This is a genomic window from Pantoea sp. WMus005 (assembly GCF_013415305.1).
In the GTDB taxonomy this organism is placed as follows: domain Bacteria; phylum Pseudomonadota; class Gammaproteobacteria; order Enterobacterales; family Enterobacteriaceae; genus Pantoea; species Pantoea rara.
Map to the genome: position 1 here is coordinate 955,916 of NZ_JACBXU010000001.1, position 25,017 is coordinate 980,932.

Below are 25,017 nucleotides of genomic sequence, written 5' to 3' on the forward strand. Positions count from 1 at the left end.
CTTTTCCATATTCACAGATCACTTAGCATGGCTAAAATCAATCAGGTAGTTTTTTGTTCTGTCTTTAATGTTTTTTTTAGAATGTTAAAGGCAGGTGATAAACTGAGGAAGTGTAAGATAGCGTTAAGGTTTTCTTCCTTAGAACATCACTTTGAGGGTAAGGGAGTAGTTAGAAAATTTAATTTTCATCAGCTATAAAGTTTTCGATGGCTGTGTTTTATTAAACATATTTTCTTATCATAGGGGCGGATATTAATTAAATCAGCATGACGAATAATCAGATATAAAATGATTAGAGGTAAACCTTCTTTATTCGCTGTTGCGTCACTCATAAAGCGCGTTACATCAGCGTTAAATGCCTGTATAATGGGGCAAACTTACTAAGTTAACCTGTTGATTTAGAAGGGATTATCACCCAATGATGACGCCTGGGAAGGCGACAAAGAGGAAGCTCAATGAGCGAAAAGTTACAGAAAGTCTTAGCGCGTGCCGGTCATGGCTCGCGTCGCGAAATCGAATCAATGATTGCTGCAGGCCGTGTCAGCGTTGACGGCAAGATCGCCACCCTGGGCGACCGCGTCGAAAGCAGCAAATCCCTGAAAATCCGAATTGATGGCCATCTGGTGTCGATTGCTGAATCAGCAACCGAAGTCTGCCGTGTGCTGGCTTACTACAAACCGGAAGGTGAACTCTGCACCCGCAGCGATCCTGAAGGCCGCCCGACGGTCTTTGACCGTCTGCCTCGCCTGCGCGGTTCACGCTGGATTGCTGTTGGCCGTCTGGATGTGAACACCTGTGGTCTGATGCTTTTCACCACCGACGGTGAACTGGCGAACCGCCTGATGCATCCGAGCCGGGAAGTAGAGCGTGAATATGCGGTGCGCGTTTTTGGTCAGGTCGACGATGATAAAATTCGTCAGCTGAGCAAAGGCGTTCAGCTGGAGGATGGTCCGGCTGCCTTTAAGACCCTGAAGTTTGGCGGCGGAGAAGGCATCAATCAGTGGTACAACGTGACCCTGACCGAAGGACGTAACCGTGAAGTACGTCGTTTGTGGGAGGCGGTTGGTGTGCAGGTCAGCCGTCTGATGCGTGTGCGTTACGGCGATATCACCTTACCAAAAGGCCTGCCACGCGGTGGCTGGACTGAACTGGATCTGCCCGCGGTGAACTACCTGCGTAATCTGGTAGAACTGGATGATGAAACCGTCACCAAGCTGGTGGTCGAGAAAGATCGTCGTCGCACCAAAGCGAACCAGATTCGTCGTGCGGTGAAACGTCACAGCAAAGTGAGTAGCACACCCCGTGCACCACGCCGCAATCCGGGTAGCAAACGTAACTCCGGTTAATCCCGTTGACCGTTCGCGAAAAACGCAGCCCCAGGGCTGCGTTTTTTTTTGCTACCAGTCAATTCCCTGCTGAGCCTGTATACCGGCATCAAACGCGTGCTTGACCGGCCGCATCTCCGTTACCGTATCCGCCATTTCAGTCAGGCTGCGATGACAGCCACGTCCGGTAATGATCACGCTCTGATGCGCCGGCCGCTGCTGCAGGGCGGTAATCAAATCGTCCAGTGGCAGATAATCCATGCTGACCATATAGGTGATTTCGTCGAGCACCACCAGATCGAGCTGTTCATCGGACAGCATCCGTTTTGCATGCTGCCACACAACCAGACAGGCGGCGGTATCCGTTTCGCGGTTCTGTGTGTCCCAGGTAAACCCGGTTGCCATCACCTGAAACTCGACACCGTGTTGTTCCAGCAGATTACGCTCACCATTCGGCCAGTCACCTTTAATAAACTGAATGGCCGCCACGCGCTTACCATGTCCGGTGGCGCGAAGTGCCGTGCCAAAGGCCGCGGTAGTTTTTCCTTTGCCATTTCCGGTAAACACCATCAGGATGCCGCGAACTTCGGTGGCTGCCGCAATACGTGCATCGACCTGCTCTTTTAACCGCTGCTGGCGCTGTTGATGACGATCGTCAGCCATTATTCCGCGGCCCCGGGTTTTCTGCCTGGCTGAGCATCAAAGCTGATCCCGGTTTTCCGTCTGCTGTCATCACCCATCAGATAAAGGTAGAGCGGCATCAGATCGGCGGGCGTTTTCAGCTTGTTAGCATCTTCCTGCGGGAAGGCGCTGGCGCGCATTTTGGTACGTGTGCCGCCTGGATTGATGCAGTTCACCCGCAGCGACTGAGTTTTATACTCATCGGCCAGCACCTGCATCATGCCTTCGGTAGCAAATTTAGAGACAGCGTAAGCGCCCCAGCCTGCGCGACCGGTGCGGCCAACGCTGGAAGTGGTAAAGACCAATGAACCAGCATCCGATTTTAACAGCAGCGGCAGCAGCGCCTGCGTCAGGAAGAAGGTAGCGTCCAGATTGATGTTCATCACCTGCTGCCAGACCTGTGGATCGAGTTCGGCCAGCGGCACAATCTCACCAAGGATACCAGCGTTATGCAGTACGCCGTCCAGACGCGGAAACTGCTGGTCCAGTTGTTCTGCGATCTGATGGCAGCGTTCCGGTGTCGCCTCGGCCAGATCGAACACCACGGTGTGAGCAGGGCATTGATTAAGCTGATTGATGGCCTGTTCGACCAGCTGAAGTTTCTCAGCGTTACGACCCATCAGGATCACTTCGGCGCCATAACGGGCGTATGTCAGCGCCGCTTCCCGGCCAATGCCATCTGAAGCGCCAGTAACCAGGATAATACGGTGATTGAGCAGGTCGCTTTTCGGTTGATAATGCACAGCGGGTTCCTCCGGCGAAAACAGCATGATTCCGCTTTATGCCTTAATTTACGAATGGGCGCAATCGCCAACCCACGCATTCTGTGCCAGCTGCTGGCATTTCAGGCGACGGAACAGGGCAAAACGGCTAAACTGGCGTACTGTTTTTGATTCTCTGTTACTAAGGCGACCTGATGGATTTTATTTCAACGTATGGACTGTTTTTAGCGAAAGCGGTGACACTGGTGGTTGCCGTCGCTGCGATTGTCATGATTATCATGAATGCCGCGTTACGCAAACGGGCACAAAGCGGTCAGCTTCGCCTGACTCACCTGGGTGATGACTATCAGCAGATGAAAGAGGATTTACAGCTGGCAAAAATGCAGCCCCAGGCGCAGAAAGTCTGGCTGAAAAATCATAAAAAAAGCGAAAAGCTGAAAGCCAAAGCGGAAAAGCAGGCGGCGAAGCAGGGCCGGAGTGACAGTGTTAAACCTACACTCTATGTCATTGATTTTAAAGGCAGCATGGATGCAGGTGAAGTGGCCTCACTGCGCGAAGAGATTTCAGCTGTGCTGGCCGTGAAGCAGCCCGGCGATGAAGTCCTGCTGCGTCTTGAAAGTCCTGGCGGTGTGGTGCATGGCTATGGGCTGGCGGCCTCTCAGTTGCAGCGTCTGCGCGATCAGGGTCTTCGCATCACAGCAGCCGTCGATAAAGTGGCTGCCAGCGGCGGTTACATGATGGCCTGCGTGGCCGATCGCATTGTGGCCGCGCCGTTCTCGATTATCGGCTCCATCGGCGTGGTTGCGCAAATCCCAAATTTTAACCGCCTGCTGAAGCGTAACAATATTGATGTTGAGCTGCATACCGCAGGTCAGTATAAGCGCACACTGACGCTGTTTGGTGAGAACACTGAAGAGGGACGTGAGAAATTCCAGGAAGATCTGGACGAAACGCACCTGCTGTTTAAGCAGTTTGTCCACCAGATGCGCCCGACACTTGATATTGATCAGGTAGCCACCGGCGAACACTGGTATGGCCGTCAGGCGCTGGATCTGGGCCTGATTGACGAAATCGGTACCAGCGATGATTTGATCATCCGTCAGATGGAGCAGTTCAACGTGCTCGGTGTGCATTACGCCCGTCGCCGCAAAATGATGGACCGCTTTACCCAGAGCGCAGGTTCAGCGGCAGAGGGCCTTTTGCTGAAACTCTGGCAGCGCGGTGAGAAGCCACTGCTCTGATGCGAAACCCGGCCTGTGCCGGGTTTTTTTATTCCAGGTGATAGCGCGGCGACAGCACCACAGCAAGGTGTTTAAATACGTTAAACACCGCAGTGGTTTTCGCGGTCGGCAGTCCCTCTGCATCGAGAAAAAACGGTCCGCGAAAGACCAGAACATCCGCCTGCTGAATCACCTCGTCCGCCTGCATCCCGGCTAAATAATCATCATGTTCTTTAATCAGCGCATTGGCCTTTTCCAGTAACGCCTGGCGGGAAATAGCCTCAGTCGATCTCTGCATTTATTCACTCCTTCTTCACAGCATTCTGATTCCTTCTATATTACTGTCCAGTCAGGCGGTGTGACAAATCGCTCTGAACGATGAAAACCTGGCGTAACTTCGGGCTGAGTGCTAATTAAGTTGCGTAACAGATTTTATCAGGTAGAGTGTGGGCGATTCCGATTTCAGGGATTTTGCACCAGGATGTGCGAAGAGTTCAGATTGAAAAAGCACGCTTTATCATGAGGTTGCATAACGCCACATCATCTGATCTGAGATTGACCCCTCCGCCTTGAAATGTTAAACAGGCGCAGCAATATTGAACCCACTGGGTTTTTGGGCATCCAATCCTCTCCCGTTAAGCAGGATGTTTTCATTAGGTAAAGGTAAATATGGGTAAAGCACTCGTTATTGTTGAGTCCCCGGCAAAGGCTAAAACAATCAATAAATATCTGGGCAATGACTACGTGGTTAAATCCAGCGTCGGTCATATCCGGGATCTGCCGACCAGTGGTTCAACCGCGAAGAAGAGTGCTGACGCCTCGACTGAAAAGAAAGCCAAAGACGCTGCGACTGACAAGAAAGTCAAAAAAGTTAAAAAAGATGAGAAAGCCGCACTCGTCAGCCGCATGGGTGTTGACCCTTATCACGGCTGGGAAGCGGATTACCAGATTCTGCCCGGCAAAGAGAAAGTCGTTGCGGAACTGAAGGCGTTAGCCGCCAATGCTGACCACATTTATCTCGCAACCGACCTTGACCGCGAAGGGGAAGCCATTGCCTGGCACCTGCGGGAAGTGATCGGGGGTGACGACTCGCGCTTCAGCCGTGTGGTCTTTAACGAAATTACCAAAAATGCGATTCGTCAGGCGTTTGAGAAGCCGGGTGAGCTGAATATTGATCGGGTGAATGCTCAGCAGGCGCGTCGTTTCATGGACCGTGTTGTTGGTTATATGGTCTCGCCACTGCTGTGGAAGAAGATCGCCCGTGGTCTCTCAGCCGGCCGCGTGCAATCCGTTGCCGTTCGCCTGGTGGTGGAGCGTGAACGTGAGATCAAAGCCTTTGTTCCCGAAGAGTACTGGGAAGTTAATGCCGCGCTGACCACGCCAAAAGGCGATGAGCTGTCGATGGACGTGACGCACAAAGGCGATAAAGCTTTCCGTCCGGTCAACCGCGACGAGACCTATGTCGCTGTCGCGCTGCTGGAAAAAGCGCGCTATGAAATCGTCGACCGCGAAGATAAGCCGACCAGTAGCAAGCCGGGCGCGCCTTATATTACGTCGACGCTGCAGCAGGCTGCCAGTACCCGCCTCGGTTTTGGCGTCAAAAAGACCATGATGATGGCCCAGCGCCTGTACGAAGCGGGTCACATTACTTATATGCGTACCGACTCAACCAATCTGAGTCAGGATGCGGTCGCGATGGCGCGTGGCTATATCGAAAGCAATTTCGGTAAAAAGTACCTCCCTGAAACGGCCATTACTTACGCCAGCAAAGAGAATTCCCAGGAAGCGCATGAAGCAATTCGTCCTTCTGATGTGGAAGTGGTGGCAGAACAGTTGAAAGATATGGAAGCGGATGCGCAGAAACTCTATCAGCTGATCTGGCGTCAGTTTGTTGCCTGTCAGATGACGCCGGCCAAATATGACTCCAGCACCATCACGGCGGCGGCGGGTGAATTTAAACTCAAAGCGAAAGGTCGTATTCTGCGTTTCGACGGCTGGACTAAAGTGATGCCCGCGCTGCGTAAAAATGATGAAGATCGTACGCTGCCTGCGGTGACAGTGGGTGATGTTCTCGACCTGCAACAATTGCTGCCCGGCCAGCACTTTACTAAACCGCCGGCGCGCTTCAGCGAAGCGTCACTGGTGCGTGAGCTGGAAAAGCGTGGCATTGGCCGTCCATCAACGTACGCAGCCATCACCTCGACCATTCAGGATCGTGGCTATGTGCGGGTGGAAAACCGCCGTTTCTATGCGGAAAAAATGGGTGAGATTGTCACCGATCGTCTGGAAGAGAACTTCCGCGAACTGATGAACTACGATTTCACCGCCCGCATGGAGAGCAATCTTGACCAGGTTGCCAATAACGAAGCGGAATGGAAAGCGGTACTCGACCACTTCTTCACCGACTTTACTCAGCAGCTTGAACTGGCTGAGAAAGATCCTGAAGAGGGCGGCATGCAGCCGAACCAGATGGTGCTGACCTCAATTGAGTGTCCTACCTGTAGCCGTCAGATGGGGATTCGTACCGCCAGTACCGGTGTCTTCCTGGGCTGCTCCGGCTATGCGCTGCCGCCTAAAGAGCGCTGCAAACAGACCATCAACCTGATTCCGGAAAATGAAGTCCTTAATATTCTGGAAGGGGATGATGCTGAGACCAATGCCCTGCGTGCCCGTCGTCGCTGCCAGAAGTGTGGCACGGCGATGGACAGCTACCTGATCGACAATGAACGTAAACTGCATGTCTGTGGTAATAACCCGGAATGTGACGGTTACGAAATCGAAAAGGGCGAATTCCGCATCAAAGGCTACGACGGCCCGATAGTGGAGTGCGAGAAGTGTGGTTCTGAGATGCACCTGAAAATGGGACGCTTTGGAAAGTACATGGCGTGTACCAACGAAGAGTGCAAAAACACCCGTAAGATTCTGCGTAGTGGTGAAGTTGCCCCACCGAAAGAAGATCCGGTTCCACTGCCAGAGCTGGCGTGTGAGAAGTCAGATGCTTACTTCGTGTTGCGTGACGGTGCAGCGGGCGTTTTCCTCGCCGCCAACACCTTCCCGAAATCACGTGAAACGCGTGCACCGCTGGTTGAAGAGCTTCAGCGTTTCCGGGATCGTCTGCCTGAGAAGCTGAAATACCTGGCCGACGCGCCAGCAGCCGATCCGGAAGGCAATAAGGCGATGGTGCGCTTCAGCCGCAAAACCAAACAGCAGTATGTCTCCTCTGAAAAAGAGGGCAAGGCAACGGGCTGGTCCGCCTTCTATATAGATGGCAAATGGCAGGTTGCGAAGAAGTAATCCACACCGGCCAGCGTTTGCTGGCCTTTTTTCTGCGCCGCTACGATTTCCGCCATACTCAGGCCAGCGTTCGCTGGCCTTTTTCTGAGCCTTATATCAATCCGTTCTACTCTCTTACTTAAACTGATATAGTTGTTATAGCATTTCCGACCTTTCCTGATGCATAGCCTTTCTTTACCCTCGCGACTATACGTCAACCGGGGATGCGACTCTGTAACTTACCGGATGGAATAGATATGAAATTACAGCAGTTGCGCTATATCGTCGAAGTGGTGAACCATAATCTCAATGTCTCTTCGACAGCGGAAGGTCTCTACACCTCTCAACCCGGCATCAGTAAACAGGTGCGTATGCTGGAAGATGAGCTGGGCGTGCAAATCTTTGCCCGCAGCGGCAAGCATCTCACCCAGGTGACGCCCGCAGGGGAAGAGATTATCCGCATAGCGCGTGAAGTGCTCTCCAAAGTGGATGCGATCAAATCGGTGGCTGGTGAGCACACCTGGCCGGATAAAGGCTCGCTCTATGTCGCTACCACGCATACGCAGGCACGTTATGCACTGCCAGGCGTGATCAAAGGCTTTATCGAGCGCTATCCGCGTGTCTCCCTGCACATGCACCAGGGTTCTCCGACCCAGATTGCTGAAGCGGTCTCCAAGGGCAATGCAGATTTTGCCATTGCCACCGAAGCGCTGCATCTCTATGACGATTTAATCATGCTGCCGTGCTATCACTGGAACCGGGCGATTGTCGTCACGGCTGACCATCCGCTGGCGGGAAAAGGGCAGGTGACTATCGAGGAGCTGGCTGACTATCCGCTGGTGACCTACACCTTTGGCTTTACCGGGCGTTCAGAGCTGGATACGGCCTTCAATCGGGCGGGATTAACGCCACGCATTGTTTTCACCGCTACCGACGCTGACGTTATTAAAACGTATGTCCGGTTAGGTCTGGGCGTGGGTGTTATCGCCAGTATGGCGGTGGACCCGGTCGCCGATCCTGACCTGATTCGCATAGAAGCCGCCGATATCTTTACCAACAGCACCACCAAGATTGGCTTTCGCCGCAGCACCTTTCTTCGCAGTTATATGTATGATTTTATCCAACGTTTTGCGCCGCACCTGACACGTGACGTGGTGGATACTGCGGTAGCACTGCGCTCAAACGAAGACATTGAGGCGATGTTTAAAGATATCAAACTGCCGTTTAAATAGAGTTTACGCACTCTGCTTACACTAAAGGCTGCCGTGTGCAGCCTTTTTTGTCTCCAGGGTTTAGCGCCAAATGAGACTCAAAAGTTTTAATGATTTTTTTGTAAATAAAACATTGATCACATGTTTTCCGATTGGGCTTTCTTAAATGCGAATTACAACACATTTTTAACTATGTCACTTTGCGGCTTGCCAGGATTATTCCCATACTCCAGTTAAGAGCTGATGTGGGAAGCCAGTAAACATATAGGTTCTTAAGTAGGGACTAAAGTTTTAAATGGATCTGTTTTTAAATTAACTCAAATTTATGCGCTGTCTGTTTAAATAAATATTTGTTCGGGAGTTAATGATTTCTGACGTTACAGAAGCCTATTGATTAATACTGTTAATCGTTTTACTCAATAAAAATAACTGGATTTTTGGCCTTAACGCGTTTAGGATTCCTCCTAAATCTTAATCGATGTTATCAATCATTTTGTTGAGAGTGATTATCAAAAACTATGAATACACGACTGACTGTACAACCGGGTTTCCCGGTAAAAAGCACCAAGGTTGAGCGTACCGGCAACACCCGTCGCAACGCCTGGTTAACCGTATTCGCTGCCTCTGCGCTGTTCTGGGTAGTCGTAGCGTTAATGATCTGGCGTATCTGGGGCTAAAGCCATGTGGGCAAACACACTCAGCCATAAACGTTCCCTGACCTCGCGTCAGCACAAGCCGGTTGCCTGCAAAGGAAAAGAACCGCTTGCAAAGGACGAGAAAGTGTCTATCCCGGAGTCATGGGATTTGAGTGATAACCAGAGACTTTTTATTGAGTCTTTTCTTGACCCTAAAAGTAAATAACGTTTTCAGACCAACTGTAAGTACACGTTCTTTTATTACCGGCGTTTCCGGCGGGCTTTTTTTATAATGCCCTTTTCCACATCCTGTACGACCAAAGGGTGTCGCCCCATTAGATAGGGTGACCGCAAAAAACTTTTACGCCCGATTCCGGCGAAGGAGTGAACCAAATGAATATGATAAAAATGTCCTGGCTCAGCGCGTATGCTTTCTCCTTTGCGTTCTGGTCTGCGGCGGTGTGGATTACGCTGTAATTTGATTTAAAATCACCTTTTTATGATGCCTCGTGACTTCACGGGGCATTTTCGTTTATGCGCGATTGTAGCAATTTGTGTTGTAATCAAAACGTTAACGAATTTGTGGTCTATCTTTAACATAAACCTTTGTCTCTCTAAGGTTTAAGACCATGAACGAAGAAAAGGAGGAGCTATGTCGTCTACCCTACGCGAGCAGAGTCAGGAAATACTGCAGGTCGACACCAAAAAATATCACATCTTCAGTCTTCCCCGCGCTGCTCAACATCTTGGCAATATCGATAGCCTGCCAAAATCCCTCAAAGTTTTGCTGGAAAATTTACTGCGCTGGCAGGATGGGGATTCCGTTACGGCAGAGGACATCCAGGCGCTGGTTGACTGGCAGAAAGATGCCCATGCTGAGCGAGAAATTGCCTATCGTCCAGCCCGCGTACTCATGCAGGACTTTACCGGCGTCCCTGCCGTAGTTGACCTGGCAGCAATGCGCGAAGCGGTGAATCGCCTGGGCGGCGACGTGGCCAAAGTGAATCCGTTATCGCCGGTTGATCTGGTTATTGACCACTCAGTCACGGTCGATCATTTTGGCGACGATGATGCCTTTGAAGAAAACGTCCGGCTGGAAATGGAACGCAACCATGAGCGCTACGTTTTCCTCCGCTGGGGCCAGAAAGCGTTTGATAAATTCCGCGTTGTGCCGCCGGGCACCGGGATCTGTCATCAGGTCAACCTGGAATATCTGGGTAAGGCAATCTGGCATGAAACGCTCAACGGTGAAGAGTATGCCTGGCCGGATACCCTGGTGGGTACTGACTCCCACACCACTATGATCAATGCGCTTGGCGTGCTGGGATGGGGCGTTGGGGGGATCGAGGCCGAGGCTGCCATGCTGGGTCAGCCCGTCTCAATGTTGATCCCGGATGTGGTGGGTTTCAAACTCACTGGCAAGCTACGCCCGGGCATTACTGCAACTGACCTCGTTTTAACCGTCACCCAGATGCTGCGTAAGCATGGCGTCGTGGGTAAATTCGTGGAGTTTTACGGTGATGGCCTGGCCGATCTGCCGCTGGCAGACCGCGCGACTATCGCTAACATGGCTCCGGAATATGGTGCGACCTGCGGTTTCTTCCCGGTCGATGACGTCACACTGAGCTACATGACATTGACCGGCCGGGATGCTGAACAGGTCGCCTTAGTGGAAGCCTATGCCAAAGCGCAGGGCCTGTGGCGCAATCCCGGTGATGAGCCGCGCTTTACCAGCACGCTGGCACTGGATATGAATGAGGTGGAATCAAGCCTGGCGGGACCAAAACGTCCGCAGGATCGGGTTTCACTGGGCGATGTGCCCGCTGCGTTTGATGCCAGCAACGAGCTGGAAGTGAATCAGGCGCAGAAACCGCATAAAAACGTCGAATATACCGACAGCGATACCGGACTGACGCATACGCTGACCGATGGTGCGGTAGTGATCAGTGCGATTACATCCTGTACCAACACCTCTAATCCCAGCGTGCTGATGGCGGCTGGTTTACTGGCGAAAAAAGCGGTCGAGCGTGGTCTGAAACGTCAGCCCTGGGTTAAAGCCTCTCTGGCTCCGGGTTCTAAAGTCGTTTCAGACTACCTGGCCGTCGCGCAACTCACCTCGTATCTTGATGAACTGGGCTTTAACCTGGTCGGTTATGGCTGCACCACCTGTATCGGTAACTCCGGCCCGCTGAAAGATGAGATTGAGTCTGCGATTAAAGCGGGCGATCTGACGGTAGGGGCTGTACTGTCCGGCAACCGTAATTTTGAAGGCCGTATTCATCCGCTGATTAAAACCAACTGGCTGGCGTCACCACCGCTGGTGGTGGCCTATGCGCTGGCCGGTAACATGAAGATCAACCTGCAGACGGAGCCGCTGGGCCACGATCGCCAGGGCCAGCCGGTGTATCTGAAAGATATCTGGCCGTCACCGGAAGAGATCGCCACAGCCGTGCAGCAGGTCACCAGCGACATGTTCCATAAAGAGTACGCCGAAGTCTTCGATGGCACGCCAGAATGGCAGGAGATTAAGGTCAGTGAAGCGGCAACTTATGACTGGGATGAAGGCTCGACCTACATCCGTCTGTCGCCGTTCTTTGATGATATGGAGAAAGAGCCTAAGCCGGTACAGGATATTCGCGGTGCCCGGGTGCTCGCACTGCTGGGCGACTCCGTCACCACGGACCATATTTCGCCAGCGGGCAGTATTAAGGCGGAAAGTCCGGCCGGGCGTTATCTGCTGTCACACGGCGTTGAGCGCAACGACTTTAACTCCTACGGTTCGCGTCGCGGCAACCATGAAGTGATGATGCGCGGCACGTTCGCCAACATCCGTATTCGCAATGAGATGGTACCGGGTGTAGAGGGCGGCTATACCCGCCATTACCCGAGTGGCGAACAACTGGCCATCTATGACGCCGCGATGAAGTATCAGGAAGAGGGTGTGCCGCTGGCGGTTATCGCAGGGAAAGAGTATGGCTCCGGTTCAAGCCGTGACTGGGCGGCTAAAGGACCTCGTCTGCAGGGCGTCAGAGTCGTCATTTCGGAGTCTTTTGAGCGTATTCACCGCTCTAACCTGATTGGGATGGGCATTCTGCCACTGGAGTTCCCGCAGGGCGTGACCCGCAAAACCCTGGGATTGACGGGTGAAGAGCACATTGATGTGGAAAATCTTCAGTCACTGACGCCAGGCTGCAGCGTGAAAGTCACGCTGACCCGTGCTGACGGCAGCAAGGAAGAGCTGGATACCCGTTGTCGCATTGATACCGGTAATGAGCTGACCTATTACCGCAATGACGGCATACTGCACTACGTTATCCGCAATATGCTGGACTGACAAAAAAAGCCGGGGAGACCCGGCTTTTTCATTTATGACTTCGGCAGCAGGTGTCCCATTTTTGCCGCTTTCGTATCCAGATAGTGCGCATTCTTCGGGTTACGTCCCACAATCAGGGGGACACGTTCAACAATATTGATCCCGGCTTCACTCAGGATCTCCACTTTACGTGGGTTATTGGTCAGCAGACGCACTTCATTAACGCCCAGCAGTTTGAACATATCGGCGCACAGCGTGAAGTCGCGCTCATCGGCGGCAAAACCCAATTGATGGTTCGCTTCTACGGTGTCATAACCTTTGTCCTGCAACGCATAGGCGCGGATCTTATTTAGCAGGCCAATATTACGGCCTTCCTGACGGTGATAAAGCAGCGCGCCGCGACCCTCTTCTGCGATGGCATTGAGGGCAGCTTCCAGCTGAAAGCCACAGTCGCAACGCAGGCTGAAGAGTGCATCGCCGGTCAGGCATTCGGAGTGAACGCGCGCCAGTACCGGCTCGTTATCATTAATATCACCAAAGACCAGCGCAACATGGTCATGTCCGGTTGCCAGTTCTTCAAAACCAACCATCAGGAAATCTCCCCATGGCGTGGGCAGTTTGGCTTCTGCCACCCGTTTAAGCTGCATGTGACTCTCCAGAACCTTCAGAGGATGCACTATCATCATGATAGTGCACAGGCCAGTGTGGCCCGACAAACGTGCAATATTGTGCCACAACCCGCAGGCGGGCTGGTAATCTCTGATACCAATTGCAGTGATAAAGCACAATTATCCAATCGGCAACGGTTATGTTATTCTTTTTTAAGCTAAAGTTATGCAATTGTTGTCTTTTGACACCGGGATAAGGGAAGAAGATGTTTAAGATTTCGCGTCGTACCACCTTCGGAATGCTGCTGCTGCTGATCATGCCGGTTGCCGTCTGGCTTACCGGCTGGCGCTGGCAGCCGGGCGAAAGCAATGCGCTGCTGAAAAGTCTCTTCTGGATGACCGAAACCGTTACCAATCCGTGGGGCATTGTTACCAGCGTTGTGTTGAGTGCCTGGATGCTCTGGTGCCTGCGCTTTCGCCTGAAACCCGCCATTTTGCTGCTGCTGATCATGAATGCGACGATTCTGGCAGGGCAGTACACCAAATCTTTTATCAAAGAGCAGATTCAGGAGCCACGCCCCTATGTGATCTGGCTCGAACAGCATCACGGCCTGGATGAGAAGACCTTCTATGAACTCAGGCGCAAACAGCGTGGCGAGATGGTGACGTCATTGATCGCCGATGAGACGCAGATTCCAGGCTGGCTGAAACGGCACTGGGCGTTTGAAACCGGTTTTGCCTTTCCCTCTGGCCATACCATGTTTGCCGCCAGCTGGGCACTGCTGGCATTGGGTCTGCTCTGGCCGCGTCGTCACTATAAAACCGTTGTGGTGATCTTCCTGTGGGCTACCGGCGTAATGGCGAGCCGTCTGCTGCTGGGCATGCACTGGCCACGCGATCTGGCAATGGCAACGGTCCTCTCCTGGATACTGGTCACCGTTGCCACCTGGCTGGCGCAGCGTTTCTGTGGCCCGCTGACGCTGCCGCCGGAAGAGCAAAAAGAAGTGGCGCAGCGGGAGCCCTGATTGTAATTCACCCTTAAGACCCCATATTATTAGGCAGGCCCGCGCAAAAGTGACGAGTCAGATGCTGCTGGGAGCAGCATTTTTGCTGGAGTTTTGGCATAATTATACCCGACAACCTCACAACAGGATGCACTGTGAAATATTTGCTGATTTTTTTAGTGGTACTGGTCATTTTCATTATTTCCGTCACCCTGGGTGCACATAACGATCAGGTCATTACTTTTAACTATCTGCTGGCGCAGGGTGAGTTCAGCATCTCGACCTTACTGGCATCACTGTTTGGCGCAGGTTTCGTGCTTGGCTGGATTATCTGCGGTCTGTTCTGGTTACGGACCCGCGTCTCCCTGGCGAATGCCAACCGGAAAATTAAGCGTATGCAGACCCAAATCGAGCAGAGTACTGCACTGGCGACCACGCCATCTTCGCCGGCTGGCCGGGAATAATACCCGATGCATGAATTGCTGTTTCTGTTACTGCCGGTGGCGGCTGCGTATGGCTGGTATATGGGCCGTCGCAGCGCGCATCAGGACAAGCAACAGGAAGCCAACCGACTCTCTCGTGAATATGTCGCTGGCGTAAACTTTCTGCTCTCAAACCAGCAGGATAAAGCGGTCGACCTGTTTCTCGATATGCTGAAAGAGGACAGCGGCACGGTTGAAGCGCACCTGACGCTGGGAAACCTGTTCCGATCGCGCGGTGAAGTCGACCGCGCCATCCGTATCCACCAGGCGTTAATGGAAAGCGCGTCTCTGAGTTATGAGCAGCGTCTGCTCGCCGTACAGCAGCTGGGTCGCGACTACATGGCGGCGGGCTTATATGACCGCGCTGAAGATATGTTTAAGCAGCTCACCGATGAAACTGACTTTCGGGTGGGCGCCCTGCAGCAGCTGCTGCTGATCCATCAGGCAACCAGCGACTGGCAGCAGGCGATTGAAGTTGCAGAACGGCTGGTTAAGCTCGGCAAAGAGAAGCAGAAAGGTGAAATCGCCCACTTCTACTGTGAACTGGCATTACAGGCGATGAGCAGCGACGATCTGGATCGTGCGATGAACCTGCTGAAGAAAGGGGAGGCCGCCGACCGCAACAGCGCACGCATCTCTATCATGATGGGCCGTATTCTGATGGAGAAAGAAGACTTCGCCAAAGCAGTTGGTCATCTGCAACGTGTGCTGGATCAGGATAAAGAGCTGGTCAGTGAAACGCTGGGCATGCTGGAGACCTGTTTCGAGCGGCTCAAACAGCCAGAAGCCTGGGCTGATTTCCTGCAGCGCTGTGTGGAAGAAAACACCGGTGCGGCAGCAGAACTCTATCTGTCCGATATCCTGGAGCAGCAGCAGGGGCCTGAAGCAGCCCAGAACTACATCAGCCGTCAGTTGCAGCGTCATCCGACAATGCGTGTGTTTCATCGTCTGATGGATTTAAACCTGCATGAAGCGGAAGAGGGGCGCGCTAAAGATAGCCTGATGGTCCTGCGTGACATGGTTGGTGAACAAATCCGCACCAAGCCGCGTTATCGCTGCCAGAAGTGTGGCTTTACCGCCCATGCACTTTACTGGCACTGCCCATCCTGCCGTACCTGGTCATCCGTTAAACCTATTCGTGGTCTCGACGGCCAGTAAACAGGCCGTTCAGTCCTGTGGATGGCACCTTATTATAGTTACAACATACTTAAAGTCTGATTATCTTCCCCATTTCAGCGCCAGTGCGGAAATTGCCGGGCAGAGGGGGAATGGCGATTGTGATGGTCAGACACGGAAGGTAGAATGCTTGCCGTTTGTCTATTGCGCCTGCGGGCGCCTGTTGCAGAGGAAATGCCATGCCTTCACCCCACAACGTGACCGCTTCGCCGATTCTGGTAGCGCTGGATTATCATGACCTCGACAGCGCGTTGCGTTTCGTCGACCAGATCGATCCCCGAAGTTGCCGCCTGAAAGTAGGCAAAGAGATGTTTACGCTGTTTGGCCCTTCGCTGGTTAAAACCCTGCAGCAGCGCGGCTTTGAAGTCTTCCTCGATCTGAAATTCCATGACATTCCCAACACCACTGCACATGCCGTGGCTGCCGCTGCCGATCTGGGGGTCTGGATGGTCAACGTCCATGCCAGCGGCGGGGCGAGGATGATGCACGCGGCACGTGAGGCGTTGCTGCCCTTTGGTAAAGATGCGCCGCTGCTGATTGCGGTGACCGTACTGACCAGCATGGATGCAGACGATCTCAAAGGGCTGGGCATCACGCTGTCTCCTGCCGAACAGGCAGAACGGCTGGCAAAGCTGACGCAGTCATGCGGGCTGGATGGTGTAGTCTGTTCAGCGCATGAAGCCGTTCGCTTCAAACAGGTTCTGGGCCAGGATTTTGCGCTGGTCACGCCGGGAATTCGCCCGGCTGGCAGTGATGCAGGCGATCAGCGTCGCATTATGACGCCACAGCAGGCGAAGCAGGCGGGCGTGGACTACATGGTTATAGGGCGTCCGATCACCCAATCAGCCGAACCCGCCGCCACGCTGCAGGCGATCCTGCACAGTCTGGAGACACCATAATGGCAGATAATAATCGACTGGTTTACTCCACCGACAGCGGGCGCATTACCCAGCCTGAGACCAAAGCGGAACGGCCGAAAGGGGATGGCATTGTGCGCATCCAGCGTCAGACCAGCGGGCGCAAGGGCAAAGGGGTCTGCCTGATCACTGGCATTGATCTGGATGACGCGGCACTGACAGTGCTGGCAGCTGAACTGAAAAAGAAGTGCGGCTGTGGCGGTTCGGTAAAAGAGGGTGTGATTGAGATTCAGGGCGATAAGCGCGATTTGCTGAAAAGTCTGCTGGAAGCCAAAGGCATGAAGGTCAAACTGGCCGGCGGCTGAATAAAAATCGGGCTACCAGAGTAGCCCGATTGTCGTGTAGATGCTTAGCGTAGCCGACTATTCTTTTAATAAGGTCTTTAGTGGACCTGATGACCGATAATACCACCGACAGCTGCGCCACCGACTGTGCCGAGTGCGCTACCATTGGTCAATACTGAACCCCCAATCGCACCCGCGCCCGCACCAATGGCGGTATTGCGGTCACGCTTAGACCAGTTAGAACAGCCGCTCAGTGCAACAGCTAACGTGGTCGCCAGTACAACGGCAGTGATTCTTTTCATTGTTGTTGTCATACACTTCTCCTTTGATGTGCTCACAGAGGCAACACTCTTAGTATAGCTCCGATATTTCCTCAGCCCGCTTGTGTCGCATCATTGCCGCATCCGTGACGGCATAGAAATGTGATCACCATGGACAAACCGTTTGTAGCGGGTGAGTCACAATGCCGGTCTGACAGAACAGGTCCACGCATTGCCTGAGAAGATTCTAAGCATTTCGCGCACATTCCGAAGATAGAAAATTCTGAAATCACGACACATTTTTGCATTCACAGCCATTCCTTCTGCGTTTATAGCCATTTGCTCCATAACCCTTTGGCGTCTGACTCCGCAAAATTCAGGGACGATTGTCAGCAGGAGAAAAGGCATGCTGGAACACCTTAAACAACAGGTTCTGGAAGCGAATCTGGATCTACCTAAATACAACCTGGTGACGTTCACCTGGGGCAATGTCAGCGCGATTGATCGCGAACAGGGTTTGCTGGTAATTAAACCTTCCGGCGTGCGCTATGAGGTGATGAAGCGCGACGATATGGTTGTCGTCGAACTGGCGAGTGGCAACGTGGTAGAAGGCGATAAACGCCCTTCATCGGACACGGCGACGCACCGCGCACTCTATCTCGCCTGGCCGGAAGTCGGTGGTATTGTCCATACCCATTCGCGTCACGCCACCATTTGGGCGCAGGCTGGACGACCGATTCCGGCCTGGGGAACCACCCACGCCGACGATTTTTATGGCGAGATCCCCTGCACCCGTGCAATGCGCAACGACGAGATTCAGCATGAGTACGAGTGGAATACTGGCGAAGTGATTATCGAGACCTTTGCGCAGCGTGGACTGTCTCCCTCGGCAATTCCGGGCGTGCTGGTCAACTCACATGGTCCGTTTGCCTGGGGCATAGATGCTCACGCCGCCGTGCACAGTGCGGTGGTGCTGGAGGAGGTGGCCTATATGGGCCTGTTCAGCCAGCAACTGACCCCTGATCTGCCGCCAATTAACCAGACCCTGCTTGACCTGCACTACCTGCGAAAGCATGGCGAAAATGCCTGGTACGGGCAAAAATAACAGGCGGGGCGCGAAGGCGTCCCGTTTTTTTTAGTCTCTTTTGAGACTGGTATGGCGATCCTCATCATAGTTATCAAAACATCCCGTCAACAAAATTAAAACAGCGTTTCATTTTATCGGGGCGATCACTGTTTTGATTACCTCAAGTCACTATTTTGCTTGCATCGCCTTCGGGCACTTTCTGCTCCACCACTTGCAAAGCAAAGGTGACTACCCTATGCACATTAAACGGGCAATAGACAAAATTCCGGGCGGCATGATGCTCATTCCGCTGTTTATCGGCGCGCTCTGTCATACCTTCTCTCCTGATGCCGGGAAATATTTCGGTTCATTCACCAATGGTCTGATGACCGGCACAGTGCCGATTCTGGCCGTCTGGTTCTTCTGTATGGGTGCGTCAATTAAGCTCAGCGCCACCGGAACGGTATTGCGTAAATCGGGCACGCTGGTGCTTACTAAAATTGCTGTCGCCTGGGTGGTTGCTGCCATCGCCTCACGCGTAATGCCTGAGAATGGCGTGGAAGTGGGGATGTTCGCCGGATTATCGACGCTGGCGCTGGTGGCCGCGATGGATATGACGAATGGCGGCCTCTATGCTTCCATCATGCAGCAGTACGGTTCTAAAGAGGAAGCGGGCGCATTTGTACTGATGTCACTGGAGTCCGGGCCATTAATGACCATGGTTATCCTTGGTACGGCCGGTATCGCCTCGTTTGAGCCACACGTGTTTGTCGGCGCGGTCCTGCCGTTTGTCGTGGGATTTGCATTAGGGAATCTTGATCCCGAGTTGCGCGATTTCTTCGGTAAAGCTGTACATACGCTGATCCCTTTCTTCGCCTTTGCCCTGGGAAACACGATTAACCTTGGTGTCATTGCTGAAACCGGACTACTGGGCATCATGCTCGGCGTGGCCGTGATCATCATCACCGGTATCCCGCTTATTCTGGCCGATCGGCTGATTGGGGGCGGGGATGGCACGGCTGGCATCGCGGCATCGAGTACGGCAGGCGCAGCGGTGGCGACCCCCGTGCTGATTGCCGAGATGCTGCCACAGTTTAAACCCGTGGCTCCTGCAGCGACGGCGTTGGTTGCCACGTCCGTTATTGTGACCTCTGTCCTGGTCCCCATCATCACCGCCATCTATTCAAAACGTCTTAAGCGTCATCATCTCGCCGTCGGACAGCGTGCCGCTATTAAGTAACCTGCCTAATCAATCCCCGGCGCGCCAGTCGGGGATCACTCTGGATTTTGTGTTGTAAATCAATCTCTCATTTGGTCTGGCCTCACTCTGCATTACGCTGATGTGGCGTATTTAACGCATCAAAATATAAACAGAGGATGAGACAATGACAGTTATTAACCAAGCAACGTGCAGATTATTTACCGAAGTTGGCAACACCACACAGTTAGTCGCCTATTACGAAGAAGGGCGTCGTACCATGTGGATGATGTTGCGTGCACAACCCCGTCCGAGCTTCAACCATGAACTGATTGAGGAGATTATGAACCTGAGCTACGCCGCTCAGCGTTCCGGTCTGCCAATCGATTTTTGGGTCACCGGGTCACTGGTTCCGCAGATGTTCAACGCGGGTGGCGATCTGCGCTTCTTCGTCGAGTGCATTCGCAATAACCGCCGTGAGGCGTTACGTGCCTATGCCCGTGCCTGTGTTGACTGCATCCATTCTGCAGCACGCGGTTTTGATACCGGCGCGGTAACGCTGGCGATGATTGAGGGCAGTGCGTTAGGCGGCGGATTCGAAGCGGCGCTGGCGCACCACTTCATTCTGGCGCAGAACAACGCGCGGATGGGCTTCCCGGAAATTGCTTTCAACCTTTTTCCCGGCATGGGCGGCTACTCGCTGGTGGCGCGTCGTTCCGGCATGAAACTGGCCGAGGAGTTGATCTGTGAAGGGGAGTCCCATAGCGCGGAGTGGTATGAGACGCGCGGGCTGGTGGATAAAGTTTTCCAGCCGGGCGATAGCTATCGCGCTACACGCACTTTTATCGATACGTTACGGCCAAAACTCAATGGCGTGCGGGCGATGCTGAAAGCGCGTCAGCGCGTGCTGCAATTGTCACGCGCTGAGCTGATGGATATCACAGAAGACTGGGTCGATTATGCGTTTACCATCGAACCCAAAGACATTGCTTACATGGAACGCCTGGTCCAGTTACAAAACCGCCACAGCGCATCACTGCGTAAAGCGGGATAATCTGAAGCAGCGTTAAACGCGGGCAGGATGCTTAGCCAGCCAATGCCCAAATTGTTCTGCGGGCATTGGTTTTGCATAATAGTAACCCTGACGCCCATCGACACCACTTTTGAGGACAAAGGCCTCTTCATCCGACGTCTCAATACCTTCCGCGATCACCTGCAAATCGAGCGCCTTGGCGACGGCGACGATAGCTCGTACCAGCGATTGTGAAACCGGCTGCTTGTTAATATCACGGATAAAGCTCTGGTCCAGCTTAATGGCATTGATCGGCACACGTGCAAGCTGTGAAAGCGACGAGTAACCGGTGCCAAAGTCATCCAGATGAACCTGAGCGCCCAGCTCCTGAAACTGCTTCATCAGCCGTAGTGCTTCGGCTTCATTCTCAATCAGGCAGCTTTCGGTGAGCTCAATATCAATCGGGCAGTCAGTGACATTTGACTCGTGCAACGCCTGTTTCAGGTCGGTGTAGATACTTTGATCGATCAGTTGACGTGCCGACACGTTGACGGCGACGCGCAGGAAAATGCCCTGCTGGCGCCAGAGGATAATCTGCTTCAGCACGTTAAGCATCACCCAGCGCCCCAGCGGGACAATCAGTCCCGACTCTTCGGCATAGGGTATGAAATCTGCGGGCGAGACCAGGCCGCGCTCAGGTGAGTTCCAGCGCACCAGAGCTTCGGCGCTGCGGACCTGACCATCGCTGTCGATTTTCGGCTGGTAATGAACCAGCAGATGATCCAGCTCCAGCGCCTTGCGCAGGTTGGTGTCCAGCCACAGGTATTCAAAAACCCGCTGATTCATCTCGGCCGCAAAGACACAGAACTTGCCGCGACCGTTCTCTTTGGCGTGATACATCGCGGTATCCGCGTTGCGAATCAGGCTCTCGCGATCTTCGCCATGCAGCGGCGCGAACGCAATCCCGATTGAGCAGCCGCTGTAAACTTCAATCAATCCGATACGGAAAGGCTGACGCAGGCGCTCAAGAATGCGGGAGGACATCGCCTCAAGTGCCGCCTGGCTGGTGTGCTCAGCCAGCACTACAAACTCATCGCCACCCAGACGACCCAGAGTCTGATCTTTGCCCAGACAGCTAAGAATCGCCAGTGAGACGGCCTGAAGTAACTGGTCGCCAAACATATGACCGTAGGCGTCATTCACTTTTTTAAAATTATCGAGATCGAGATAGACCACGCCGGTTTCATCGCTCTCCGCGCGCTCCAGTGCCAGGCTTATCTGTTGATGAATGGCGTTACGATTAGGCAATCCGGTCACCGTATCGGTGTTTGCCAGCACCCGAAGCCGTTCCTGGGCCCGTCGCTCCTCGGTTATGTCTGTGCCAGAACAGATGAGGAAAATTTCATTTTTGCCACTGCCGCTGTGAACAAACTTATTACGAAACAAGAACAGTCGCTGGCCCTTTTTGGTTTTAACCCAGCGTTCGACTTCGTAAGAGTTACCGTCACGGAAGAAGCCCGCAATGTTGCGTCGCGACTGTGAGGCTTCCTGTTTGGTCATAAATAACTGAAAGACATTCCGGCCAATAACCTCATGCTCATTCAGACCGGTGTATTCTTCACTCAGGCGGTTAAACCGCTGAATATTGCCGCGCTGATCGAGGATCACAATGACGGAATTGGCTTCAGAAACGACCTGTTCGGCGAATGAAAGTCCCAGGGTTAAGTCGCGGGCGACCGCAGACGTATCACCCCAGGCCGAGGCGGTTCCGGCCCAGGAGGCCTGGTTCACTTTGCGCCCGACAAAATGCATTGGCACATCAATGCCCTGCAAAGTTATGCTCAGATTGATACTTGAGGTGATAACCGGCATTGCGCGGATTATTGCAGCCTGGCCGGGTGTTAACGGGAGGGCGATATTGGTTTTTGACGACTCATCTTCGGCAAAATGCAACGCATCGCTGTCCGCGGTCAGACGCCAATGAGGGCTGGTTGTACCAAATAGCGTGTACAACAACGTTTGCCCTTGTTCATCGGTCATGGAAACTTCCTCCGGGAAGTGCTCTGCAGGCGTTATCTCATTATTTTAGCAACAGTATTCATCATCTCATGCAAGCACAAGATGCAAACCGAATATATTTTCCCATCCAGATAAGAATGGCACAAAAAAGCCCCGATGTGTCGGGGCTGTAGAGTGCCGTCAGCAAGGACATTTGCCCAGTTTACCCGCCTGGCTTGGGAAGCGTGCGTCCAGACAGTACCGATGAAAATCCCGCTCATTCATCGGCAACTGATTGGGATGATGCAGTCGCATATGCTGCAGATATTTTTGATAATCCTGCACCCCGACCATTAAGCGAAAGCACTGTTGCAGGCCGCGCCAGAATTCGCGCCAGCTGAACGCCTGTGGCTGTGCCGGAGCGGTTGGGTGGCAGCGGATAATCTGCCACTTTCCCTTTGGTCGGTGGGCCTGGCAGAGAGCATCAGACATGACGCACCTCCTTGCTGCGCAGTGCCACTGGCGTCTCACTGGTAGTCGGTACCGTACTGTTCAGCGCACGACGAATCACAAAGAATGCCGAGATCAGCATCGTGACCGCCACCAGCATAAAGAAGGCACACAACGCGGCGTTAATCTGATTGCTGAATACAATGGTCTGCATATCCGCCACGCTTTTTGCTGGCGCGATCATTACGCCTTCATCCAGCCCTTTGCGGAATTTATTTGCCTGTGCCAGGAAGCCGATAGACGGTTTCTCATGGAAGATTTTCTGCCAGCCCGCGGTCATCGACGTGATAAACAACCAGACGGTCGGCAGGATGGTCACCCAGGCGTAACGCTGCTTTTTCATTTTGAACAGCACGACGGTACCGAGAATCAGCGCCATCGACGCCAGCATCTGGTTACCGATACCAAACAGGGGCCACAGGGTGTTAATTCCACCAAGCGGATCGACCACACCCTGATAGACAAAGAAGCCCCAGCCCGCGACCGCAACGGTCGTGCCTGCCATATTGCCGAGCCAGGAGCGGTTGTTCGCCATAGACGGCACCACGGTGCCCACCAGATCCTGCACCATAAAACGGCAGGCGCGGGTACCGGCATCAACGGCCGTCAGGATGAACAGCGCCTCAAACAGAATGGCGAAGTGATACCAGAAGGCCATCATCGCCCGGCTGTTAAAGATTTCGGTGATGATGTGTGCCATTCCAACGGCAAAGGTCGGCGCGCCACCTGCGCGGGACAGAATTGAGCCTTCACCCACGTCGCGGGCGATACCACTCAGCATTTCAGGTGTAACGACAAAGCCCCAGCCATTGATCACCTGCGAGGCGCTTTCAACCGTGGTGCCAATCAGCGCGGCAGGTGAGTTCATGGCAAAGTAGACGCCTGGATCCAGCACCGAAGCACAAATCAGCGCCATGATCGCCACAAAGGACTCCATCAGCATCGCGCCATAGCCAATAAAGCGAATATGGCTTTCCCGCTCCACCAGTTTTGGCGTGGTGCCGCTGGAGACCAGTGCGTGGAAGCCGGAGATTGCGCCACAGGCAATTGTAATAAACAGGAACGGGAACATCGCGCCGGAGAATACCGGGCCGGTACCGTCGATGAATTTGGTGACTGCCGGCATTTTCATTTCTGGCATGGCGAAAACGATACCCACCGCCAGACCGACAATCACGCCGATTTTCAGGAAGGTCGAAAGGTAGTCGCGCGGCGCCAGCAGCAGCCACACCGGCAGCACCGAGGCAATAAAGCCGTAGATCACTAGCACCCAGGTCAGCGAGGTGCCCTTGAGCGTAAAGAAGGGGCCCCAGTATGGATGTTGTGCCACATTGCCACCATAGATAATCGCCGCCATCATCAGCACAAAGCCAATCAGTGACACCTCGGCGATTTTACCCGGGCGGATAAAGCGCATGTAGATGCCCATAAACAGCGCAATCGGAATGGTCGCTGCAATGGTAAACAAGCCCCACGGGCTGTTCGCCAGCGCCTTCACGACGACCAGCGCCAGCGCCGACAGGATAATGATCATCACGCCCAGTGCGCCGAGCATCGTCACCACACCGGCAAACGCGCCCAGTTCCTGCCGCGCCATCTCGCCCAGTGAACGGCCATCACGGCGGGTGGAGATAAACAGGATCAGGAAATCCTGGACCGCGCCGGCCAGCATTACCCCGACCAGAATCCAGATGGTGCCCGGCAGAAAACCCATCTGCGCCGCCAGAATCGGACCGACCAGCGGACCGGCACCGGCTATGGCTGCGAAGTGGTGGCCAAACAGCACCCATTTATTGGTCGGGACATAATCCAGCCCGTCGCTCAGCCGCTCGGCAGGCGTCATCCGGCGGTCATCCAGTTCGAAAATATTGCGGGCGATAAACAGGCTGTAGAAGCGATACGCGATGCTGTAACAGGCGACAGCGGCTATCACCAGCCAGACTGCGTTGACGTGTTCGCCGCGGCTGAGGGCCAGCATGGCGAAAGCGCCCGCGCCGATTAACGCCACCACTAACCAGATCGCACTGGTTTTGACGTTTTTCATGACTAACTCCTTGTGAGGACCGAGGGAAGGCGATCGAAAACAACGAGTTAAACTTAATGTAATGGAATGTAAGTGAAA

Annotated in this window: 22 protein-coding genes; 14 read left to right on the top strand and 8 right to left on the bottom strand. The window is 53.5% G+C overall.

What is annotated here, in order from left to right:
- Positions 1-455 precede the first annotated feature (455 nt).
- Entirely contained in the window at positions 456-1,346 is an 891-nt protein-coding gene (gene rluB / locus HZZ01_RS04240) for a 23S rRNA pseudouridine(2605) synthase RluB (protein ID WP_013358018.1), read from the top strand.
- A 51-nt stretch (positions 1,347-1,397) separates the two neighbouring features.
- Here rluB and cobO read toward each other — a convergent pair whose 3' ends face one another.
- Both cobO and HZZ01_RS04250 read right to left on the bottom strand, forming a co-directional pair.
- A complete protein-coding gene (cobO, locus tag HZZ01_RS04245) occupies positions 1,398-1,988 on the bottom strand; it encodes a cob(I)yrinic acid a,c-diamide adenosyltransferase (RefSeq protein ID WP_179895629.1) in 591 nt (196 codons plus the stop codon).
- Positions 1,988-2,749 (bottom strand): YciK family oxidoreductase, encoded by a 762-nt coding sequence (locus HZZ01_RS04250; protein WP_179895630.1) that lies wholly within the window; start codon positions 2,747-2,749, stop codon positions 1,988-1,990. The genes cobO and HZZ01_RS04250 overlap by 1 nt, the downstream gene beginning before the upstream one ends.
- A 173-nt stretch (positions 2,750-2,922) precedes the next feature.
- On the opposite strand from HZZ01_RS04250, the gene sohB reads away from it, so the two are divergent.
- Entirely contained in the window at positions 2,923-3,969 is a 1,047-nt protein-coding gene (gene sohB / locus HZZ01_RS04255; protein WP_179895631.1) for a protease SohB, read from the top strand.
- Between the two features lie 28 nt (positions 3,970-3,997).
- On the opposite strand, the gene HZZ01_RS04260 is transcribed toward sohB, so the two are convergent.
- Positions 3,998-4,246, bottom strand: a complete 249-nt coding sequence (locus tag HZZ01_RS04260) for a YciN family protein (RefSeq protein WP_179895632.1) — start codon at positions 4,244-4,246, stop codon at positions 3,998-4,000.
- A 371-nt stretch (positions 4,247-4,617) separates the two neighbouring features.
- Here HZZ01_RS04260 and topA point away from each other — a divergent pair, with 371 nt between their 5' ends.
- The 4 genes from topA (at position 4,618) to acnA (ending at position 12,401) form a co-directional block, all read left to right on the top strand.
- A complete protein-coding gene (topA, locus tag HZZ01_RS04265; RefSeq protein WP_179895633.1) occupies positions 4,618-7,242 on the top strand; it encodes a type I DNA topoisomerase in 2,625 nt (874 codons plus the stop codon).
- 236 nt (positions 7,243-7,478) lie between these two features.
- Positions 7,479-8,453, top strand: a complete 975-nt coding sequence (gene cysB, locus HZZ01_RS04270; RefSeq protein WP_179895634.1) for an HTH-type transcriptional regulator CysB — start codon at positions 7,479-7,481, stop codon at positions 8,451-8,453.
- Between the two features lie 497 nt (positions 8,454-8,950).
- A complete protein-coding gene (locus tag HZZ01_RS04275; protein ID WP_098050400.1) occupies positions 8,951-9,109 on the top strand; it encodes a YmiA family putative membrane protein in 159 nt (52 codons plus the stop codon).
- A 610-nt stretch (positions 9,110-9,719) separates the two neighbouring features.
- The gene (acnA, locus tag HZZ01_RS04280) at positions 9,720-12,401 is read left to right on the top strand and encodes an aconitate hydratase AcnA (protein WP_179895635.1); all 2,682 of its coding nucleotides are present in this window, start codon (positions 9,720-9,722) and stop codon (positions 12,399-12,401) included.
- 32 nt (positions 12,402-12,433) lie between these two features.
- Here acnA and ribA read toward each other — a convergent pair whose 3' ends face one another.
- Positions 12,434-13,027: a GTP cyclohydrolase II gene (ribA, locus tag HZZ01_RS04285; RefSeq protein ID WP_179895636.1), complete on the bottom strand. Its 594-nt coding sequence runs from the start codon at positions 13,025-13,027 to the stop codon at positions 12,434-12,436.
- Between the two features lie 227 nt (positions 13,028-13,254).
- Here ribA and pgpB point away from each other — a divergent pair, with 227 nt between their 5' ends.
- From pgpB to yciH, 5 genes are all read left to right on the top strand, one after another.
- Positions 13,255-14,013 (top strand): phosphatidylglycerophosphatase B, encoded by a 759-nt coding sequence (gene pgpB / locus HZZ01_RS04290; RefSeq protein ID WP_179895637.1) that lies wholly within the window; start codon positions 13,255-13,257, stop codon positions 14,011-14,013.
- Between the two features lie 134 nt (positions 14,014-14,147).
- Positions 14,148-14,456, top strand: a complete 309-nt coding sequence (locus HZZ01_RS04295) for a LapA family protein (protein WP_010244487.1) — start codon at positions 14,148-14,150, stop codon at positions 14,454-14,456.
- Between the two features lie 6 nt (positions 14,457-14,462).
- A complete protein-coding gene (gene lapB / locus HZZ01_RS04300; RefSeq protein WP_179895638.1) occupies positions 14,463-15,632 on the top strand; it encodes a lipopolysaccharide assembly protein LapB in 1,170 nt (389 codons plus the stop codon).
- A gap of 197 nt (positions 15,633-15,829) precedes the next feature.
- A complete protein-coding gene (gene pyrF / locus HZZ01_RS04305) occupies positions 15,830-16,549 on the top strand; it encodes an orotidine-5'-phosphate decarboxylase (RefSeq protein ID WP_179895639.1) in 720 nt (239 codons plus the stop codon).
- On the top strand, positions 16,549-16,872 hold the full coding sequence (yciH, locus tag HZZ01_RS04310; RefSeq protein ID WP_179895640.1) for a stress response translation initiation inhibitor YciH: 324 nt from the start codon (positions 16,549-16,551) through the stop codon (positions 16,870-16,872). The genes pyrF and yciH overlap by 1 nt, the downstream gene beginning before the upstream one ends.
- 77 nt (positions 16,873-16,949) lie before the next feature.
- Here the strand turns inward: yciH and osmB are convergent, their stop codons facing one another.
- On the bottom strand, positions 16,950-17,165 hold the full coding sequence (gene osmB, locus HZZ01_RS04315) for an osmotically-inducible lipoprotein OsmB (RefSeq protein ID WP_003853848.1): 216 nt from the start codon (positions 17,163-17,165) through the stop codon (positions 16,950-16,952).
- A 352-nt stretch (positions 17,166-17,517) separates the two neighbouring features.
- Between osmB and araD the strand changes: the two genes are divergently transcribed.
- The 3 genes from araD (at position 17,518) to HZZ01_RS04330 (ending at position 20,429) form a co-directional block, all read left to right on the top strand.
- Positions 17,518-18,216: an L-ribulose-5-phosphate 4-epimerase gene (araD, locus tag HZZ01_RS04320; protein WP_179895641.1), complete on the top strand. Its 699-nt coding sequence runs from the start codon at positions 17,518-17,520 to the stop codon at positions 18,214-18,216.
- A gap of 217 nt (positions 18,217-18,433) precedes the next feature.
- A complete protein-coding gene (gene kdgT, locus HZZ01_RS04325; RefSeq protein WP_179895642.1) occupies positions 18,434-19,417 on the top strand; it encodes a 2-keto-3-deoxygluconate transporter in 984 nt (327 codons plus the stop codon).
- A gap of 145 nt (positions 19,418-19,562) precedes the next feature.
- Positions 19,563-20,429 (top strand): crotonase/enoyl-CoA hydratase family protein, encoded by an 867-nt coding sequence (locus HZZ01_RS04330; RefSeq protein WP_003853843.1) that lies wholly within the window; start codon positions 19,563-19,565, stop codon positions 20,427-20,429.
- Positions 20,430-20,441: 12 nt separating this feature from the next.
- On the opposite strand, the gene pdeR is transcribed toward HZZ01_RS04330, so the two are convergent.
- The 3 genes from pdeR to HZZ01_RS04345 all read right to left on the bottom strand — a co-directional run bounded on the left by pdeR (position 20,442) and on the right by HZZ01_RS04345 (position 24,939).
- On the bottom strand, positions 20,442-22,427 hold the full coding sequence (pdeR, locus tag HZZ01_RS04335; RefSeq protein WP_179895643.1) for a cyclic di-GMP phosphodiesterase: 1,986 nt from the start codon (positions 22,425-22,427) through the stop codon (positions 20,442-20,444).
- A gap of 159 nt (positions 22,428-22,586) precedes the next feature.
- Entirely contained in the window at positions 22,587-22,877 is a 291-nt protein-coding gene (locus tag HZZ01_RS04340) for a YbdD/YjiX family protein (protein ID WP_179895644.1), read from the bottom strand.
- Complete coding sequence (locus HZZ01_RS04345) at positions 22,870-24,939, bottom strand: carbon starvation CstA family protein (RefSeq protein ID WP_179895645.1); 2,070 nt, start codon at positions 24,937-24,939, stop codon at positions 22,870-22,872. Before HZZ01_RS04345 ends, HZZ01_RS04340 begins: the two co-directional genes overlap by 8 nt.
- Positions 24,940-25,017: the final 78 nt, after the last annotated feature.

Excerpts from the sequence above, each read along its gene's own strand:
- rluB (WP_013358018.1), top strand. The coding sequence starts at position 456 with ATGAGCGAAAAGTTACAGAAAGTCTTAGCGCGTGCCGGTCATGGCTCG.
- cobO (WP_179895629.1), bottom strand. The coding sequence starts at position 1,988 with ATGGCTGACGATCGTCATCAACAGCGCCAGCAGCGGTTAAAAGAGCAG.
- sohB (WP_179895631.1), top strand. The coding sequence starts at position 2,923 with ATGGATTTTATTTCAACGTATGGACTGTTTTTAGCGAAAGCGGTGACA.
- HZZ01_RS04260 (WP_179895632.1), bottom strand. The coding sequence starts at position 4,246 with ATGCAGAGATCGACTGAGGCTATTTCCCGCCAGGCGTTACTGGAAAAG.
- topA (WP_179895633.1), top strand. The coding sequence starts at position 4,618 with ATGGGTAAAGCACTCGTTATTGTTGAGTCCCCGGCAAAGGCTAAAACA.
- cysB (WP_179895634.1), top strand. The coding sequence starts at position 7,479 with ATGAAATTACAGCAGTTGCGCTATATCGTCGAAGTGGTGAACCATAAT.
- HZZ01_RS04275 (WP_098050400.1), top strand. The coding sequence starts at position 8,951 with ATGAATACACGACTGACTGTACAACCGGGTTTCCCGGTAAAAAGCACC.
- acnA (WP_179895635.1), top strand. The coding sequence starts at position 9,720 with ATGTCGTCTACCCTACGCGAGCAGAGTCAGGAAATACTGCAGGTCGAC.
- ribA (WP_179895636.1), bottom strand. The coding sequence starts at position 13,027 with ATGCAGCTTAAACGGGTGGCAGAAGCCAAACTGCCCACGCCATGGGGA.
- pgpB (WP_179895637.1), top strand. The coding sequence starts at position 13,255 with ATGTTTAAGATTTCGCGTCGTACCACCTTCGGAATGCTGCTGCTGCTG.
- lapB (WP_179895638.1), top strand. The coding sequence starts at position 14,463 with ATGCATGAATTGCTGTTTCTGTTACTGCCGGTGGCGGCTGCGTATGGC.
- pyrF (WP_179895639.1), top strand. The coding sequence starts at position 15,830 with ATGCCTTCACCCCACAACGTGACCGCTTCGCCGATTCTGGTAGCGCTG.
- yciH (WP_179895640.1), top strand. The coding sequence starts at position 16,549 with ATGGCAGATAATAATCGACTGGTTTACTCCACCGACAGCGGGCGCATT.
- osmB (WP_003853848.1), bottom strand. The coding sequence starts at position 17,165 with ATGACAACAACAATGAAAAGAATCACTGCCGTTGTACTGGCGACCACG.
- araD (WP_179895641.1), top strand. The coding sequence starts at position 17,518 with ATGCTGGAACACCTTAAACAACAGGTTCTGGAAGCGAATCTGGATCTA.
- kdgT (WP_179895642.1), top strand. The coding sequence starts at position 18,434 with ATGCACATTAAACGGGCAATAGACAAAATTCCGGGCGGCATGATGCTC.
- HZZ01_RS04330 (WP_003853843.1), top strand. The coding sequence starts at position 19,563 with ATGACAGTTATTAACCAAGCAACGTGCAGATTATTTACCGAAGTTGGC.
- pdeR (WP_179895643.1), bottom strand. The coding sequence starts at position 22,427 with ATGACCGATGAACAAGGGCAAACGTTGTTGTACACGCTATTTGGTACA.
- HZZ01_RS04340 (WP_179895644.1), bottom strand. The coding sequence starts at position 22,877 with ATGTCTGATGCTCTCTGCCAGGCCCACCGACCAAAGGGAAAGTGGCAG.
- HZZ01_RS04345 (WP_179895645.1), bottom strand. The coding sequence starts at position 24,939 with ATGAAAAACGTCAAAACCAGTGCGATCTGGTTAGTGGTGGCGTTAATC.